Consider the following 18,038-nt stretch of genomic DNA (forward strand, 5'->3'; position numbering starts at 1 on the left):
TCAAGAAGCCCGAAATGGTGTAACGTGAGGATGTTATTCGCGGATACATGCTGTCGATCCGGCTATATCAATGATCTCGTATGTAATGAAAGGCTATAAGTCTGCCCTCTATCTCAACAGGTATATGACTCAACCCTCTGGTGGACGGGAGGCAGTTTTGCCCTCTCTGCAAAAGCGACACCACCCAGAGGAGATCACCATGGATCTGACGATGTGTGGTCTCCTCGTCGAGCGGGCGGAAGAGCTCGCTCAGCTTTATCGGGAGAAGGGGAACTGGAACGACGTCAAACAAGCGTGGTTCGACGAGCGGCTCTCGAGTCGGAGCACGAGAAACAGCGCGCAGAAACTCTATCGAGTGCTGTCGTCGCGATTGAAGAACGCTCCCTCGAGTCTTCCAAACGCAAGCGATCTGCCTCTCATCCTAGATGAGTGTACGACGAAGCGCGATAAGGCACAGGTTCTCTTTCTCTACCTCGTTACGGACGATCCGCTTGTCCAATATGTGGTCCATGCATATGCGAATCGCGTTGCCAGCGGTCGTGACGGCGCGCTCGATTTTTCGAACGAGACGCTCGGTGGCATCCTCGAGGACCTTGAGTACGCGGACGGGTCTCCGTTCGAGTACGCCGAGTCGACGATGACGCGCTGGTGTGAGGGGTTTCGATCGGTCATGCGTGAAATCGGCGTCATCGAAAATCAGCAGGCAGTCGCTGGGAAGCCCCCCTCCGTTAGCGACGTGCCCTTGCTCGTTGCGATGGGGTACTCGTACTCCGCCGACAGCGACGAGGAGCGGTGGTTCGATACGCCGATCGGATTGCTCTATCTCTTTCAGCCCGAAGATCGCTGGCTCGAACTCTTCGATCGGGTAGCTGCGACGGAGACGTGGGAGTTCGTCGAACTCCACGGCGAACTCCGTCTCTCGCCGAACGATGGCCCGTACGCGTGGGTCGATAACGGAGGTGTCGCGTGATGCGACGGACCGAAACGACGGTGGATTCGGCGTGGTTCCCCACACTCGACACTCACTTCGAAGAATCGGTTCGGATCGACCGCAAGGACCTCGAGCGTGACGAACACGATCATCGCACGGAGGTCGTCGAGTCGTACCACCTGACGAGTGACTCGCGCCGATTTCTCGAGGATTTCATCGATCGCCTTCTCGGCGAGGCAGACGACATGCGGACGGGGTCGAACTACTGGCTCTACGGCTACTATGGTAGTGGGAAGAGCCACTTGCTGGCCGTCCTCGATGCGTTGATGGACTCAGTTTGGCTGGAGGGTGAATACGAGACTGTCTGGGACGCGCTCGTTCCCGACGCTGCCGTCGTCGACGAAGACGACTACGACTTCGAAACCCTGCGCGAGAAGTGGGGGGCGGTCCACGAAACGTACCACGTTATCCCCGTCTCGATCAATCTCCTGAAATACCAGGGGCAGAAACAGCGCAGTTTCAGCGAGATTGTTCTCAAACACGCCCACCAGAATTCGGAGCTCACCGGCGTCGAAGACGACCTCTCGAGCGGCCTCTCCTCGCAGATCGACGTCGCGTACTTCGAAGACTGGTATCGGACGACCGAGAAGTGGCCCGAACGCCACGAACGTGCGGAAACTACGCTCGAGGACATCACGGAGGGTTCGACAGCGTACGGTTGGCAGACAGAGACGCTTTGGACCGACATCCAGCAGTACGAGGCGTTGGGCGGCGTCGTCCTTCCGGAGCTGTTCGAGGACGTGACCGGGACTGAAGACGGCTACAGCGACCTACAGCCGTCAGACATCGATCCCGAAGCGGTCGTCCGCCGACTCGAGGAGCTCCGCGCCGCTCGCGAGGCCGATCTCGGAAAACCGGTGAAACTCGTCCTGTTGCTCGACGAAGTGAGTCTCTTCATCGGGACGGACTTCGAGCGCCTCACCGAACTGCAGACGCTCGCGGAGAACGTAGACGAGATCGCCGACGGCGACGTTCAGCTGGTCGCGACCGCCCAGGCGAAGATCGAGGATGTCCAGCCGAAGTTCGCGGCACACGGCGCCGATTTCAGCATCGTCAAAGACCGGTTCCCGCATCGGTACCAGCTTCCGAGCAAACACGTCGGTGACATTGCCAAGCGCCGGCTCTTACAGAAGACCGAAGACGGCGAGCGTGACGTACGCAAACTTCTCGAGGACGCTGACGTCAAGCCGGCCGAGTCGCTCGTGTTCAACGAAATCAAACAGAACACGAAACCGCCACTCGACGCCATCGACCACGAGGAACTCGTCGAGTTCTACCCGTTTCTCCCCTATCATCCGCCGTTGTTCCTCGAAATTCTGTTCAATCTCCGCCGGGACGCACCTGATCCCGCGAAGTCGATCTTCTCGGGGACCGCACGGGCGATTCTCGCGCTCATGCATGGTCTCCTCGAGAGGTGGGAGCGAGAGGCCGAAGAAGACGAGATCATCTCACTGATCGACTTCTACAAACTGATCAAACCCGAACTTCGAGATATTCTCGAGACGGAGATGCAGGTCATCGAAGGGACAGGAACGGGAGCGGAGAAAATCCCGGGAATCGCAGACGAAGTCGGTGACGAAGAGAGTCCGCTCACCGAATTCGACCTCGAGGTTGCGAAGGCGATCCTGCTGTTACGACACGTCCACGACATCGTCCCACTCAACGAGGGGAACATTGCGGTCGCGGTGATGTCCGATCTCAACGGACGTTCCTGGATCAGTACGACCAACCGCGTGGAAGAGTCGCTCGATCGCCTCAAAAAGTACGTCCGACCGGTTCGGGAGGAAGGAAAAGCCCGGTACCGGTTCGCGACCATAGAGGAGCGCCAAATCTACGAGGATGCGGAAGAACACGAGACGAATCCCGACTGGGATCGCATCCTGCAGACGCTCGACGAACACCTCTGGGACCGCATCGTTCAGGACCTCTCGTTGCCCGAATCCGCACCGTACGGGGATTCCGGTGACGAGTATCCGGTCACGTACTCTTTCAGCGTCGACGAAATGGGCTTCGAGACGGCACTCGAGCGGGAAAGTGGGCTGGAGATCGACGTCGTCGTCCAGGGCCTCCGGCCGGGAGCGACGACGGGAGTTACCGAAGAGGAGACGCTGTTCTGGTCGATCGACACTGACGGCCTCGAGGAACTGCGAAAACGCCTCATCGAGTGGTGGGCGCTGCGTGACGCCATCGCGATGCGTGATGCCCCACCGGCCGTCGAACACGATCTCGAGGAGCGGGCGACGGCAGTCCGTCGTAAGATCGTCAGTGCGATGCAGAAAGGCTCGTTCGCGGTGGAAGCCCGGACGGAGATCCGTGGGCTGTCGAAGGCAGTCCGGATCGCGATCGACGCCGCCTATCCCGACGACTTCCACCCGGTGATGCTCCAGGTCGACGACGACCGGTTGCTGGAGTTACGCGAACTGTCCGCCGAGGACCCGCTTCCGGAGTGGGCGCGGACGATTCAGGTCCCCTCGTCGAACGGGATGGGTGACCGAGGGAAGAAGACCATCCAGAACAACGTGCTGGTGCTCGCGGGGCGACAGTTGAAAGACCGAGAGGATGGCCTCCACTTGAACACCGTCCTCGACGGCATCGTCGAAGAAAAGCCGTTCTACGACGAGACGCGGCCTGCCCTCCGGGCGATTCTCTGGGGCTTCTGTCGCGCCGGCCGGTTCTTGCCGGTCGACGAGGACGGGAACGCCGTAGAGAACGACGCTATCCTCGATCCGGATCGAGCGTCCACAACGCGGCTGAAACTCCTCACCGTTCCAAACATCGGGAAGACACTCGAGGAGTACGAGTTCAAACAGACGACAGAGACGGTACAGGAGGGGCTGATCAACATCCGAGAGGCGAACCGCCGTCTCCGGTCGAAGCTCACCGGCCTCCGGGAAGACGTGCAGTTGATGGCAGACGCGGACGTCCACGCCGACGCCGTCACGGCGCTTCTCTCGTCGTTCGCCGACGAACTGGCCGACCGAATCGATGGTACGGAAGTGCGGCTGTCGGCCATTAACGCACAGGACGACCAGCTGGTCGACGCGATCGAACGAACGGACGAGACGGAACAGTGGTTCGAGGAAGTCGTGGACGTCTGGGAGCGCCGGCGGTCGTCGATCTATCAGCTCGATGCCGTCCTCACTGTCGGTGCAGAACGGTTCGACTGGGTATCCAGTGAGACGCTGTCGTCACTCGACGACCGTCGTGACGCGGTTGCAGCCTTTGACGGCCCCTGGTGGACGACTGACGGCTGGAGTACGTTCTCCTCGGAACTCGTCCCAGACCTCACGGCCGACCTCGAGGCATGCTGGGAGACGTTCGTCGACGATCAAGGGCTCCGCTCACTCGTCAGTGACGTCGACGAGCATCCCTGGGTCATCCCCTCGACCGAATTACCGGCGGGCGTTCACAGGACGTTCGAACGGGAACTCATTGCACCGTTACGAGCACTGGGTGGCTGGTACGAGACACTCGATCGAGCGATCGGGGCGCTCTCGGCGGGTGATCCCGATGCCCTCGTCGACGCCGCCGATAGCGTGTCCGAGCTGGAACCGCTCGCGGCGCACGTCGTTATCGACATCGACGACCTCGAGGCACGGTTCGACCGGCTGTCTGCGATCGTTGGCGATCGGACGTTCGCGGACGTCGACCACGTCGGCCTCGTGCCGGACGATCGGCAAGCACTCGATCGGCGGCTCCAGCGGCTGGTCGAAACGCAGGACCTCGATCTCGTCGAGATCGACGAAGGGGTGATCGTCCGATGACCGAAGACAGCGACTCGCCGTACCGAGCGTTCAAAGAGAAGCTGTGTACGTTCGCCGACGGCCAGCACGGAATCCGAAACCCGTTCGTCATCGCCGCCGTCGATCCCGCCCTCGAACACGAGGTGGTCGCGCGGCTGGAACGGTGGGCACGGGGGGAGGGAGAGGAACCGCCGTCGATCCCGGACGACGTGACCGTCCAACCCATTTGGCTCGACGAACTGTTCCCACGAACGGACGTGTTCAAGCTCCTGCTGGATCTCGGCGACGAGACGGAACCAGCGAGTATCGAAGGGACGATGCAGGATCGACTCGCCGATGAACTCGTCCAGGTGATGGTCAGCGACGTGATCGACAGGGAGGCCCTTGAGTCGCCCAACCACGTCGTATTGCTCCTCAACCTCGGGAGTCTGTACCCGTTCACGCGGGCGTCCGAACTGCTCGACGAACTCGATCGGCGTAACGTCAAGTCGACGATCGGCATTCCGTTCCCAGGTGAGGTCGTCGGCGGGAAGTTGAACTTCTTCGGTGGCGACTCGCGCCACTACTATCCGGCCCACCAGATCGACGGCAAGATTCAGGAGGTGCATCTCCCATGATGATCGGCGCACTCTTTCACAGCGATCCGACGCGACAGCTCGAGGAGGTACAGAAGGTAAACGCTCGCGACCGGGCCGAAACCGACGTCCGGGAGTTCCATGAGACCGAGAGCGCGAAACGTGCGCTCACCGAACTCGGTGACGTCGTTCGGACCTATCCCGACGAGGAGCCGCGATTTCTCTACTTCCACGCGACGTTCGGCTCGGGGAAAACACACCTCCTGAAACTCATCGGGCTCGTTGTCGATGGCGAGTCGGAACTTGCTCCCCTCGGGGAGCGACTCGCCACGAAGTGGCCGGGATTCGATTCGCTGCGCCATGCGGTCGAGGACTCCCACGTCGATCGGCTCAAGCCAGTGTTCCTCAACCTGCTCGATCGTGACGCGTCGAAGGAACCGCCGCTGCCGTTCCTGCTCTACGAGGCGATCGCCCGCGAACTCGGCTATCCCACGGACCCGAACTGGCTGCTCGAGTGGGCCTGGACGGTCGATTCGGAATACGACGGAGTCTGGGACGCGCTCACCGAGTTCGAACACGACGGGCGGACCTTTGCGGACGTCCTCGAGGAGCGGGCGTACCTCCGGACGTGGCTCTACGAGGCACTGCCCGCACTGGCGGAAACGACCGGGACCGATCTCGAGACGGCAGCGGGGGTCAAAGCGTCCATTGAGGCGGCCGAAGCGGAAGTCGACCCCGAGTCGTTCGGTCCCGACGACTTAGTGGAGCGCGTCGAGACGGCGACGGCGGCGTTGAACGAGGACGGGACGCGAACCGAACTCCTGCTGGGGCTGGACGAGGTCGCGCTGTTCGTCGGCGACAGTCGCCACCGGTATCGGGAGTTCGAAGAGACCATGGAGGCCCTCCAGCACGGCCCAAACCCGGTAGTCGTCACGACCGGTCAGTACTCCCTCCCCGAGACCAGGAAGAACCTCATCGGCGAATCGGACGCGGATCACTGGACGACCAGGCAGGTGCTCCTCGAGGGGACCGACACGGAGATCATCGTCAGGAAACGCTGGCTGCAGAAGCGTACCGAGGGATCGGAGTTTACGGAGTCGCTGCTTTCCTCAGTGTCCGACCTCTCGCTCGAGACGTACGAGGAGGTGACGAGTGCAGACCCCGACCCCGTCGAGTCCTACCCGTTCCGCGAGTACGACCTGACGTTGCTCCGGCGGGTGATGCAGGAGCTGATCACCCAGGGTCGACAGACCGACCACGAGTACATCCAGGGACGGGCGTTGCTCGTCCTCGTCCGGTCGCTGTTCACCAAGTTCGACTGGGCACGGACCGAGGCCGGCGCGCTCGTCACGTGGGACCAGCTGTTCGACTTGCTCGTCGAGGAGACGACGTACGTCCCGCTGTGGGTCCAGGAGATGATCGACAACACGCTGGTACCGACGTTCGGCGACGAGGAGGCCCGGGAAGTGCGCGTCTCGAAGGCGCTCTACCTGCTGAACCAGGCGCCCGCAGTTCCGGCGACGCCCGAGAACCTCGGCCGGCTGCTGGTCGACGACGTCGAGGCGTCGGTCGAGGAGGTCATCGCGGAGACCCAGGACGCACTCGAGACGCTCGTCGACAAGCGGAAGGTGCTCACCGAGACCAACGATCACGGCGACGAGGAGTATACGCTCGTCTCCGAAGACCAGGAGAGTGTCCTCAGTCGCGCCCAGACGAAAGCCGAGGAGATCTCGCCCCACCAGCTGTCGGCGTGGCTCGAGACGCGCTTCCGGGAGACTGACGACTTCTTCCGCAGCGACGGGACCCGCCACGAGATCGACGTCGGCGACGAACGCCTCGTCCCGCTGCGATACGAGTACTCCGTCCTCGATCCCGTCAACCGAGCGCCCACGAGCGAGTACGACGCGGTCTGCGTGCGCGTGCTGGCCGACGAGGAAGACGTCCTCACCGAGGGAGTCGAGACCTGGCAATCGGTCAACGAGGGACGAACCGGCGGCGAGCACGTCCTGATCGCCATCGAGGTTCCGGGGGCGATGCTCGACCGGATCCGCAACGTCATGGGAATGCGCCAGGCGCTCGACGAGGAGGTGGAATCGTACGACGAACTCGAGCGCGAACTCCGGACCGACGAGCGCCGCCTCGAGGCCTCGGTGAGCGGGGTCCTCGAGGGAGCGGACGTCTACACCGTCGCGGGTCGCGAAGGGTCACGGCCGGAGATCCTAGAGCGGGTGATCGCGGACGAGGTTCGGTCGGTCTTCGGCTCCTCGCGGAAGGTGCTCTCGCGGTCGCTCGTCGAGGTCGAAGACGCGAAGGCGATGGCCGCGTTCTTCCGCGGGAGTGGCGAGTGGCCGCTGTCGGCAACCGACGCCGAGTTGCTCGGCGTCGACACGGAGACAGCCGAACTCACAGACGACGGGTGGTGTCGGTCATTCGTCGAGGAGCACGAACCGCAGCCGATCGACGTCGAGACGCTACTTCGACGGACGGAGACCGCCAAGGGGGCCTATCGCGGGACGCCCCAGGAGTCCATCGCGGCGTTGCTCATCACCCTCGCAACGTCGAACGAGAACGTCGGGCTCAAGCGTGACGTCGAGTACGTGACCGACCCCGCGGCGATCGGTCGAGCGGTTCGGACGAAAGGCGGGCTGACGTCGCTGCAGGTGCGCTTCGACGTCGAGATCGTCGACCGAAAGCAGGTCCGGACGTTCATCGAGACGCTCCTCGAGCGCGAGCCCGCCGGCGAAGGAGTCGACGAGTGGCTCGCCGACCTCGAGGCGTGGGTCGACGAGAACCGCGCGTCGATCAAACGGACGCTGAAGGAGGCCCGCAAGGAGTTCGACGCGTCTCTCGAGACGCTTTCTGCGACGCTCGAGCCGGCGTTCGAGGGCGAGGGCCTCACCACGTCGGACCTGGGCGGCGACCGGCGCCTCGAGACGCTCATCGAGGAGGCCGAGACGTTCGCCGCCGCCCGCGAGCTGTTCGAGGGCGGGTCGGAATCGCTGTGGGCGCGATTCGAGGAGATGCGCTCGACGATGGCGTCGCGGTATCCCGACGCGACGATCACCGAGCGGATGCATGCGACTGCGTCGGCGGGGACTGTCCCGACCGTGACGACGGTGGAGTCGCGGCTCGAGGACGCCCGGGCCCACCGCGTCGACGCCGTCTCGGCGCAGTACCGGCGGCTCACCGGCGCGTCGCCGTCGGCGTCGACGGTCGGGGGCGTGCTCGAGGAACTCGGCGAGTGGCTGTGTGCGAACGAGTCGGTGGTTCGTGGCCTCTTCGAGGACGCAACTGCGACGTTCGAGGGCGTCGATCTCGGGGCGCTCGAGGCGCTCTGTGCGTCGGCGTTCGAGGGCGACGCGGTCGCGGAGGCAGACCTGGTCACGTCGGATGCGGTCGGACAGGCGAAGACCTTCGAGCGCGTCCGGGAGCTGTTCGACGACGTCGACGGTGAAAGCCCGTGGGCGAGACTCGAGGCCGCCGCGGAGACACTCGCGGCGGAGTATCCGGAATCGCTCACGCGGGAGTCCGTCGAGGGGACGCTCGCCGCCTCCCGACCGCCGACGCGACGGCGCGTCGAGGGGTTGCTCGAGGAAGCGAAGGACCCCATCCTCGGCGGTGGGAGCACGCTGGATCGCCTGACGACCGTCGGGCGTGACCTCGAGGGGAAGCTTCCGAACGCCGATCTCACCCGGGAGGTGAGCCAGGCACTCAAGTCCGAGGAGCTCACCGAAGATCGCGCGGCGGAACTGCTCTCTGCGGCGGAGACGGTCCTCGATCGACTGGGCGCCCTCGAGGAGCAATTGGACAATCTTGAAGACGGTAGCGTGGTTCTGATCGAGACATCTAACCGGGACTGACATTCATGGCAAAAGGAACTCTCCAGGAACGGAAGGCACAGCTGGACAAAGCAGAACGCGAGCACTTAGAGGACGTCGTCGCGGAGATGCGCGGGCGTATCGAGGACCACGTCCGCTTTCGGCTCACCCAGGAGGGGCTCGAGATCGAGCCCGAGGACGCGGACGATCTCGAGGAGGAGACTCGCCAGCTCGTCGAGGCGATCGAACTCGAGGCCGTCGACGGCTACGACTGGGATGAAGCCGTCGAACAGTACGTCACCGGCGTCGGCTACACGGTGGTCAACCGGCTGGCCGCGCTGCGGTGTATGGAAGTGCGGGGATTCCTCGAGGAGGAGGTCACGGTCTTCAAGGAAAACGGCCTGACCCCGGCGGCGGAGACGCTCGTCCACGAGGAGTTCTTACTCGAGGACGAGGCGATCCTCGAGGCCTACCAGGGGACCTGTGACGATCTCGCCGAGGAGATCGAGATCCTGTTCGACCGATCGTCGGCCTACAGCCTGCTGGATCCCGACGACGACACCTACGAGGCCCTTTGCACCTTGCTCGACGAGGTCCCCGACGAGGTCTGGCGTGCCGACGACGTGCTCGGGTGGGTCTACGAGTACTACAACCGCCCGGTCGTCGAGGCGCTGGACGCCAAGAACACCCTCGAGCCCGAAGACGTCGGCCCCGCCAACCAGTTCTACACGCCCCACTGGGTCGTCCGGATGCTCACCGACAACTCGCTGGGGAAGCTCTACCTCGAGGCCACCGGCCAGGAATCGACAGTTCCCGACCCCGAGGAACTCTCGATCGAGGAGCGCAAGGAACGGCTCGTCACGCCAGAAGACTCTCCGGACGTCCCGAATCTTTGCACCTACCTGATCCCCGACGAGGACGACCACGAGGCACCCGCGTTCGACGACCCCTCCGAGATTCGCGTCATCGATCCCGCCTGTGGGAGCGGGCACTTCCTGCTGTACGCCTTCGACGTCCTCGAGCGTATCTGGTGGGCCGAACGTCCCGACCTCGACCGGAAGGAGGTCCCGGCGAAGATCCTCGAGCACAACCTCTACGGCGTCGATATCGACCTGCGTTCGTGTCAACTCGCGGCGTTCAACCTCTACCTCAAAGCCCGCACCCGCGCCGAAGAGGAGGGTGACGGCGGCTTCGAGTTGCCAAACGTCGGAATCGTCTGTGCCGACGCCCGCGTTGCCGAGGTCGAGGAGGCCGTCGAGGTGCTCAACGAGATCACCGGCGAGGGAACCGACGTCCGTGCGGCCCTCGAGGAGATCATCGAGGAGTTCCAGACTACCGAAGCTCTCGGCAGCTTGCTCGACGTTCAGGGGACGCTCTCGGCGGAGTTCCTCGAGGACCAGACGGACCTCTTTGACTATACTGACGATGGCCCCAAGACGCTGAACGCCTTCCTGAAGGCACTGCGCGAGGCCGTCGACGAGCGAACGTCGGATTCCTTCGGCGAGCAGAATCTTCGAAGTTTCCTCAATCTCCTAGTGGTGTTGACCCAGGAGTACGATGTGGCGTTGATGAACCCGCCATATGGTTCAGGAGGTCGGATGCCTACTACTGTACGGAAATATATCGAACATCATTACGAGTATACAACAGAATATTATATCAATTTCTTTGAGGTTTGTGACAATTTGGTAAAGGCGTATGGACGAATTGGGATGCTCGTTCCCCGATCGTTCATGTTCCTCAAGTCATTTCAGGACTTCCGGGAAGATTTTATTGGAGGTGCGGGATCATTCGATTTCTTGGCTGAATTCGGCATAGACATTCTTGATAATGCAACTGTTAGGACTGCGGGTACAGTCGTACGTTCAGGCATAGAGAGTGATCAGGAAGGTACATTTATCCGTCTCGACGATATTAAAAAATCGCAAAAAGAACGCTCGTTTTTACATTCGTCCTTCGTCGATTCAAGTGAAAACGGAATCCAGCGAAGATATCAGCGTGAACTGTCTGATTTCGAAATGGTTCCCGGAACCCCGATCACTTACTGGGTTCCGACCGACTTGCGATCGGTTTATAAGTCTAAAACTGTCCTTGATGCGGATAACGCTAAAGTCGAAGGGAATGACACATATGGTGTCATTAAGCAAGGGCTCGCGACGGCAGATGATTCGAGGTTCGTTCGGAACTTTTGGGAGAATTCAGATTTGAATTCGTGGCCGCCATTCGCCAAAGGCGGAGAGGACGCGTGGATTTTACCCAGGGTGAAAAATACAGTCCTCTGGAAGAACGATGGGGGAGAAATAAAGCGGTATGGAGGATCTCGACCTCAGAACACTCAATTTTATTTTGAGGAGTCACTGACATATACAGTCGCAAAAGAAAGTGGACGCCGATTCGGTTATCTCCACGAGGATTCTATATTCGGTCATAAAGGTTCCGTTCTCATTCCGAACCGATGTACGTGGAATGGTCTCTCGTACACAAATAGCCATTTATTTACATATTTAATGCTCGCACAGACCACCGAGCGAATGTGGGAAGTTGGACAGGTTTCCAAACTTCCCTGGCGTGAAGAACTCGAAGATATTGAAGAATTAGAGGCGCTTTCCCGTGAGGCCGTGGGTTATCTGATCTCAAAACGGCAGTACGAATTTGTTTCACCCCACTACACAGGTCCTGTGCTTCTATCTGTCCTTGGCATTGAGGGATCACTTCCCTATTCTGAACATCCTCATCGTGAACTACGCGAAGAACTCGATGTCATTTCCCCTATGGATATCGCTTCACCCGATACTTCGCTACACGACATAGGTATCATGGCAGCGAAACACCTCGAGCGAATCGAAGCGAACCTGCAAGAGTGCGCCGACGCAATCGACGAGGCAGTGTTCGACTGCTTTGACATCTCCGAGGAGCAACGCGAAACCATTCTTCAAGAGATTGCTCTTAGAACGAACAAAGATCCACGCGAGCGCGAGGAGTACGACCCCGATTCCATCACGGAACCCGGCGAGAACTTCCCCGAGATGGTCAAAGACCTGCTGTTGCACCTCGCCCTCCGGATCGTCCACGAGGACGACGACGGAATCGTCGCACTGTCGGACGTCGACCGCGAGTCCGACCTCCTCGAGCGCCTCGAGGACGAGTTCGAGCGCATCTTCGGCGAGTACGCCGCCGATCGGCTGGCCGAGGTCGACCAGGTGCTCGGCAGTCGGACGGCCGACGAGGAAGCCTACCCCAACCTCCGGGCGTGGCTCGAGGACGACCTCTTCGAGTACCACGTCTCGAAGTTCGACCGAGTGCCGATTCTGTGGCGGCTCACCACCGAACGCCTCGTCTCCGATCCCGACGGCGAGGGCTTCGCCTGCCTGCTCGACTACCACCAGCTCGACGCCAGCGTCTTCGATAAGCTGCAGAACCGCTACCTCGAGCCCCGGAAGGCGCTGCTCCGGGAACGGCGTAGCGCGGCCAACCGCCGCCGGAGCGACGAATCGCTCTCGGCTTCCGAGAAGGCCGCCGCGGCCGAGGAGTACAGCCGGTGTGAGAGCGCCCTCGAGCAGATCGCCGCCCTCGAGGATCGGATCAGCGACCTCGCACAGCCCGATCCCCGGGAGTGGCCCGAGGAGAACCAGGCGGTTGCTCGCGAGGCTGCCGAAAGGGTCGCCGAGTTCCGGGAAGAAACCGCACGGCGACTCGAGGCACTCGAGGAGCTGGCCGACCTCGATGACATCGATATGGAGGACCTGTTCAGCCCCTCGTTCTACGACACAGTGCAAGGGAACAAAGACGAGTGGATCGACGCACTCGAGGACCTCGAGGCGGCCTTCGAAGCGTATGCCGAAGACGGCTCCGAACCTGTCGAGGCCCACCTCTACGATCTCTTCGAGTACTACCACGACCTCGTCGGCTCCGCCCACTACGCGAGCAACGGCATTCTGTTCACCACCTACTACTACGACAAGTTCGAGGAGCCCGAGCAGGCCCAACTCGGCGACGGCGGCGCCACCCGCAAGCAACGGCTGCTCTCGGAACTGGCGAGCGACCTCGAGGCGTACCGGGATCTCGCGGACGAGATCGCGGACGCGTGCGACGCCATCTCGAAGGACATCTCTTCGGACTGGGCGGATCGGGCCCTCTCCGAGATCACGACCAGAGGCTACGAGCCTAACCACAAACACGGCGTCGCGATCAACGTCACGCCGCTCGCCGAGGCGGAGATCGTCCCCGAAATCGTCGACGAGAAGGTGATCTGATGAAGGCCCACGTCTTCGCGGAAGGATCCAACACGACGGCCGAGGACCGTGACCTGCCTCTCGTGGAGTACTACGAGGGACTCTTCGGGACGGTCGCAGGCCTCCAAGAGGAACTGGCCGACCACACCGACACGACGCTCCACGTCCTCTCCGAGGAGTTCGGCGCCGCCCGCGGTCACGAACGCGTCGCCGACCTCGAGACTCGAGGAACCCCCGTCGGCTTCGAGGAGATGACGGCCGCAGCGAGGGAGGAACTCCGAGGCGCTGCCACGGACGCTGACGTGATGGTCGTCCTGCTGTCGACGGACGTCTTCGAGATGACGGTTGGCGAGGCGTGGCCGGATCTCGTAGAAGCTGCGAAGCCGGGCTCGATCTGGTGTCTCAGCGCCGCACGGAGCGCACTCGAGGAACTCGACCTCGAGGCCCTCGAGACGGACGGCCGGACCGTCCTCACCTACGAGCGTCGCGGCGTCGCCCGAATCGGAACCGAAACGCGCGAACAATTGCTCGAGACCGTGACCCAAACCGCCACCCAGTGATCATGCCAGCGACCAAAACCCTTCCACAGTGTGCCCACGACGCCCTCGAGACCGCCATCGCCGACGCCGTCGACGACGAGCCGGTCGTCCTCTGGTGGGACGAGGGCGGCTACCTCGAGGACCTCGTGCGAAACGTGAGCGCCACCCTCGGCTGTACCTTCCGGAAAGCCGAGCGAACCCTCCTCGAGCTTCGGGCCGAACCCCCGCGGGGGAAGACGGTCTGGTACGTCCCCGAGACCCCGGACGAGGACGTCGACTGGTTCAAGGACGTCGAGAACACCGGTAGCGTCCTCAAGCTCCACATCGGCAAGCTCGCCGCACGGTGTTTCGAACGTGATCGCCTCCAGGCCGCCTCGCTCCGGGCTGCCTTCGAGGACGCCACGGTGGACGACGACCTCGAGGAGGACGACCGCGACAAGGTCGCGAAGACCCTCTACCGGGAACTCGACGGCCAGGGCGGCCTCCCCTCGCTGCAGGCGCTCCAGACCAAGATCGTCCTCGATGGCCACGATGATCCCGTGCGGTTCGTCCTCGAGTACGGCGTCGAGGGCTTCTCCGACGACGGCGCCGAGGACGAGGGGCACCAGGAAAAGGTCGTGCAGATCCGCGACCTCCTCGTCGACCAGGGCGTCGCCGCCGTAGAGGGCGTCACCGACGCCGAGACGATCGTCGAGCGAACCCGTCGCTGGGCGGTCGCCGAGTGGCTCGTCGACGAAGGCCTCGAGGCCTCTTTGCTCCCCGAGGAGTATCTCCCCGGAAGCGGCTCGAGTATCGGCATCTCCCGGCCTGAACTTCGCTCGACGCTGAGCAAGACCGAACGACCCGACGAACTGGCGGCGATCTACCTCGACCCCGAGCGCCGGTTCTGGCACGACGTGATCCGAACCTACGACGAGCCCTGGACGCTCGTCGAGTGCCCCGTCGACGGCACCCTCGAGACTCGTCTCTGGGACGAGTGGATTCATCACTTCCAGGAGAGCGACTACGAGACCTGCGCCACCCACGCGCGAGCGCGCCATCGCGCCCTCGAGCGCACCTTCGGCGACGTCCCGTGGACGAACGTGTGGAAGCAGGCGATCGACGTCGCCGACCTCGCCGCCGAACTCGAGTCCTGGGCGGAACGCGACGACGGCGACGTCGTCGACCTCTACGGCGACGTCGAGAACGGTACCTGGCAGATCGACAACGCGGTGTTCAACCTCGTCATCTCCGGGGAACCCGAGGCCGACCTCCCCGAGGAGCACCCCGCGACGGCGACGCTCGCAGACCTGCGCACCTCGCTCGTCGAGGACAGCTACCTCGAGTACCTCTCGGAGCTGGGCGATCTCGTCGTCGAACAGATCGACTCCGGCGCGCCGTTCGTCGGCAAGCGCCACGCCCACCAGTTCTTCGACGAGGAGTCGGAGTACCTCCAGAGCGGCCAGAGCGTCGCGCTGTTTATCATCGACGCCCTGCGGTTCGACCTCGCACACGAGCTCGCCGAGTCCATCCGCCGCGAGCTGCCGGAGCTCGAGGTCGATGAAACCCCGTGGGTCGGGACGCTCCCCTCGGACACCGAGTTCGGCAAGGCGGCGCTCACCCCCGGGAGCAAGTTCAGCTTCAAAGTCGAACTCCGAGACGGCGATCTCGTTCCCGTTCGAAACGGCCGTCGAATCACTAACTACCAACGAAGAGAGCTACTGACGAACGACGGCTGGAGCTACATCACCCAGGGAGGCGAGGAGACGGGTTGGAGTAGCACTCGCGTCGTCTACTACTGGAACGACATCGACGAAGCCGGCGAGAACGAACTGACCGACTTCGAGGACGTGTTTCGCGACCGTCTCGAGACGATTACACGGATTATCTGCGAGAAGATCGATCAGGGCGAGTGGGATCGGGCGTACATCCTTACGGACCACGGGTTTGTGACCCATCCAACAGAACCAACTATTGATTCGCTGAGACCACCTCACGGCGCTGAGAAGGTTACACGCCGATGGATCGCCGGTTCAGACGTCGATTACGACAAGGCAGGCGTTCTGCTGGACGAAAACACCCACCTCGGCTACCTCGATTCGGATACGAAGATCGGTATTCTATCAGATCCCCTTCAACGATTCAGCAAACGGGGGCCTTCCAATAACCGATTCTTCCACGGTGGGATCCTCCCACAGGAGTTCGTACTGAACTTTATTACGATCACCCAAGAATAGTCGCTGAAGACTATCATTCGAATCCACCACTGAACAAAGAAGAACGCGACCATCTTGGGGACGGGGTTGCAGAGATGTGTGTCACATCGAGAATTCTGTTCAGGAGGGACTCGAGATCAAGCCCAACAATATAGGGCGAATTTTACGAGGTGACCCGAAAGATCCTGGAGTTCGATCACTACGAGGAGATCGAGCGATGGTCTCGATTATGTCAGTTAACTCGATTGGGGGCTTTCCTCCTGGGTGCTCACCTTTTGCCTCCCTTTCTTATTCACGAAATATCCAAGCGCGAATATTACGAGCGCAATTAGGAAGAACACAAATGCCCAGACGACCAGCCCTATTAGACTGCCAAAGAATTCGCCCGCTCCCTCGAGTCCTTCCCCTGCGCCGAACATCACTGGGATGTAGAACAGAATTGGCGTCAACACCAACAATCCAGCGGAGATGTAGAGTCCCGTACCGATCGTCAGCCACGTCGACGGCTTCCGGTACAGGTACCAAGTCGAACCAACGAGCCCGACGATGAACAATACTTCTGAGCCCCCGATATTCAAGGACATCCACGCGAGGAGGCCCCCAATAACCAGGCCCATAAGCACTGATGCAAAGAGCCGAATCCACGCAATCGCACGGAATCTACCGCGCTTTTCCACCTGTTCGTCAAAATGGTCGTCCGGCGCAGATTGCTCCCCTGCCATAATCCTTCTGCACTGGGACCCGTTATAGAGCCGTGCTATTGTTTCACATTCTCATTTGTCGAGCTCGATCCTAAGGTCCGAATGGGGAAGTTCAGTGAAGATGTACACATGGTGTGGCCATATTACCGACTTTTCTAAGCGACACAAATACCCAGTTAATCTCAATAGCTAACCCGTTCATCTTACTCGGTTTCCTTAGTAGAAGCTCACCTGCCAAACTCATCCGTACAGAGACCGACTATCCAGCGGCTTGTAGCGGAACATGTTTTTTGAACCCCTCGTTCCAACCGAATATAAATCGATATGGCTTGACCATCGCATTGTCGCTGTCTGCCACTCATTACGTTCTCCTCTGTGATTTTTGAACAGCAGTTGATAATGATGTGAATCAAACTTCAGCTTTGATTACAATATCGACTCGTGGACCGTCTATGGAATCGCTAATAGGGCTATATTATGGCTAGCACGGTACCTGTCATGTATGGGGGGAACATTACTACTTACGGCAGGCGAAGTGTACTCAAAACGGCGGGTACACTCATCATCACGGCCATCGGCGCGGTTAGCGTAGCTGGCGCAGACAACGACGAAGCAGATGGGGGAGAGAACGTACTCGACTTCGACACCGAGGTCGACCTCGAAGCAGACTTTGAGTTCGAGGGTGCCGGGCAGCGAGTCACTGACGAAGTTGAACTCGACGATGGGCCTGTCATTGCCATGGTGGAATACGATGGAGATGCCTCGATTCACGCCCACGCTATTCCGCAAGCCGATCAGGATATGGAGCGGGTGATCGTGATGACTGATGACGGTCCCCGTGGCGTCGGTGGTGTGATGGCAACGGAAGGACCCTACGTGTTCGAAATCGACTTGCTGTTCGTCGACTTCGATCTCGACGAGTCGGAGATAGAGTGGACGATAACAATAGTCCAGCCGGTGGCTGAAGAGGGTGATGCGATCGAACCGCCCGTCGAATTCGAGGGTGAAGTAAGCACGCTCCTTGGACCGGTCCGTTTGGATGGGACCGAAGTCGCCGCAGCGACCCACGACGCGGAGGGCAACTTCCAGATCGATGCGCTCCCACAGGAGGCGGAATTCGCCGACGCGATGTTCTTCGAAACTGGTGAGTTCGAAGGCGAAACAACCGTAGACACCGAGGGTGTGAACTGGATAACGGTAGAGGCTGGTGGTGAGTGGACGCTGTCGATCGAATAACGATCCAC

At 61.2% G+C, this 18,038-nt stretch carries 9 protein-coding genes; 8 read left to right on the forward strand and 1 reads right to left on the reverse strand.

Features of this window, described 5'->3' with window-relative positions; all coding sequences use genetic code 11:
• Window positions 1-199: 199 nt before the first annotated feature.
• From NMQ09_RS17720 to pglZ, 7 genes are read left to right on the forward strand one after another with little or no spacing between them, the layout of a single operon-like run.
• Entirely contained in the window at window positions 200-970 is a 771-nt protein-coding gene (locus tag NMQ09_RS17720) for a BrxA family protein (RefSeq protein WP_255191906.1), read from the forward strand.
• Window positions 970-4,755 (forward strand): hypothetical protein, encoded by a 3,786-nt coding sequence (locus NMQ09_RS17725; protein ID WP_255191907.1) that lies wholly within the window; start codon window positions 970-972, stop codon window positions 4,753-4,755. The genes NMQ09_RS17720 and NMQ09_RS17725 overlap by 1 nt, the downstream gene beginning before the upstream one ends.
• Window positions 4,752-5,351, forward strand: a complete 600-nt coding sequence (locus NMQ09_RS17730; RefSeq protein ID WP_255191908.1) for a BREX protein BrxB domain-containing protein — start codon at window positions 4,752-4,754, stop codon at window positions 5,349-5,351. The genes NMQ09_RS17725 and NMQ09_RS17730 overlap by 4 nt, the downstream gene beginning before the upstream one ends.
• Window positions 5,348-9,169 (forward strand): hypothetical protein, encoded by a 3,822-nt coding sequence (locus NMQ09_RS17735; RefSeq protein WP_255191909.1) that lies wholly within the window; start codon window positions 5,348-5,350, stop codon window positions 9,167-9,169. The genes NMQ09_RS17730 and NMQ09_RS17735 overlap by 4 nt, the downstream gene beginning before the upstream one ends.
• A gap of 5 nt (window positions 9,170-9,174) precedes the next feature.
• The gene (gene pglX, locus NMQ09_RS17740; RefSeq protein WP_255191910.1) at window positions 9,175-13,380 is read left to right on the forward strand and encodes a BREX-5 system adenine-specific DNA-methyltransferase PglX; all 4,206 of its coding nucleotides are present in this window, start codon (window positions 9,175-9,177) and stop codon (window positions 13,378-13,380) included.
• Complete coding sequence (locus NMQ09_RS17745) at window positions 13,380-13,919, forward strand: hypothetical protein (RefSeq protein WP_255191911.1); 540 nt, start codon at window positions 13,380-13,382, stop codon at window positions 13,917-13,919. Before pglX ends, NMQ09_RS17745 begins: the two co-directional genes overlap by 1 nt.
• A 2-nt stretch (window positions 13,920-13,921) precedes the next feature.
• Complete coding sequence (gene pglZ, locus NMQ09_RS17750) at window positions 13,922-16,114, forward strand: BREX-5 system phosphatase PglZ (RefSeq protein ID WP_255191912.1); 2,193 nt, start codon at window positions 13,922-13,924, stop codon at window positions 16,112-16,114.
• A 215-nt stretch (window positions 16,115-16,329) separates the two neighbouring features.
• On the opposite strand, the gene NMQ09_RS17755 is transcribed toward pglZ, so the two are convergent.
• Window positions 16,330-16,815, reverse strand: coding sequence for a hypothetical protein (locus NMQ09_RS17755; protein ID WP_255191913.1), 486 nt, complete (start codon window positions 16,813-16,815; stop codon window positions 16,330-16,332).
• Window positions 16,816-17,292: 477 nt separating this feature from the next.
• On the opposite strand from NMQ09_RS17755, the gene NMQ09_RS17760 reads away from it, so the two are divergent.
• The gene (locus tag NMQ09_RS17760; RefSeq protein WP_255191914.1) at window positions 17,293-18,030 is read left to right on the forward strand and encodes a hypothetical protein; all 738 of its coding nucleotides are present in this window, start codon (window positions 17,293-17,295) and stop codon (window positions 18,028-18,030) included.
• Window positions 18,031-18,038: the final 8 nt, after the last annotated feature.

The organism is Natronobeatus ordinarius (genome assembly GCF_024362485.1).
Classification (GTDB): domain Archaea; phylum Halobacteriota; class Halobacteria; order Halobacteriales; family Natrialbaceae; genus Natronobeatus; species Natronobeatus ordinarius.

Excerpts from the sequence above, each read along its gene's own strand:
- NMQ09_RS17755 (WP_255191913.1), bottom strand. The coding sequence starts at position 16,815 with ATGGCAGGGGAGCAATCTGCGCCGGACGACCATTTTGACGAACAGGTG.
- pglX (WP_255191910.1), top strand. The coding sequence starts at position 9,175 with ATGGCAAAAGGAACTCTCCAGGAACGGAAGGCACAGCTGGACAAAGCA.
- NMQ09_RS17760 (WP_255191914.1), top strand. The coding sequence starts at position 17,293 with ATGTATGGGGGGAACATTACTACTTACGGCAGGCGAAGTGTACTCAAA.
- NMQ09_RS17725 (WP_255191907.1), top strand. The coding sequence starts at position 970 with ATGCGACGGACCGAAACGACGGTGGATTCGGCGTGGTTCCCCACACTC.
- NMQ09_RS17720 (WP_255191906.1), top strand. The coding sequence starts at position 200 with ATGGATCTGACGATGTGTGGTCTCCTCGTCGAGCGGGCGGAAGAGCTC.
- NMQ09_RS17730 (WP_255191908.1), top strand. The coding sequence starts at position 4,752 with ATGACCGAAGACAGCGACTCGCCGTACCGAGCGTTCAAAGAGAAGCTG.
- NMQ09_RS17735 (WP_255191909.1), top strand. The coding sequence starts at position 5,348 with ATGATGATCGGCGCACTCTTTCACAGCGATCCGACGCGACAGCTCGAG.
- pglZ (WP_255191912.1), top strand. The coding sequence starts at position 13,922 with ATGCCAGCGACCAAAACCCTTCCACAGTGTGCCCACGACGCCCTCGAG.
- NMQ09_RS17745 (WP_255191911.1), top strand. The coding sequence starts at position 13,380 with ATGAAGGCCCACGTCTTCGCGGAAGGATCCAACACGACGGCCGAGGAC.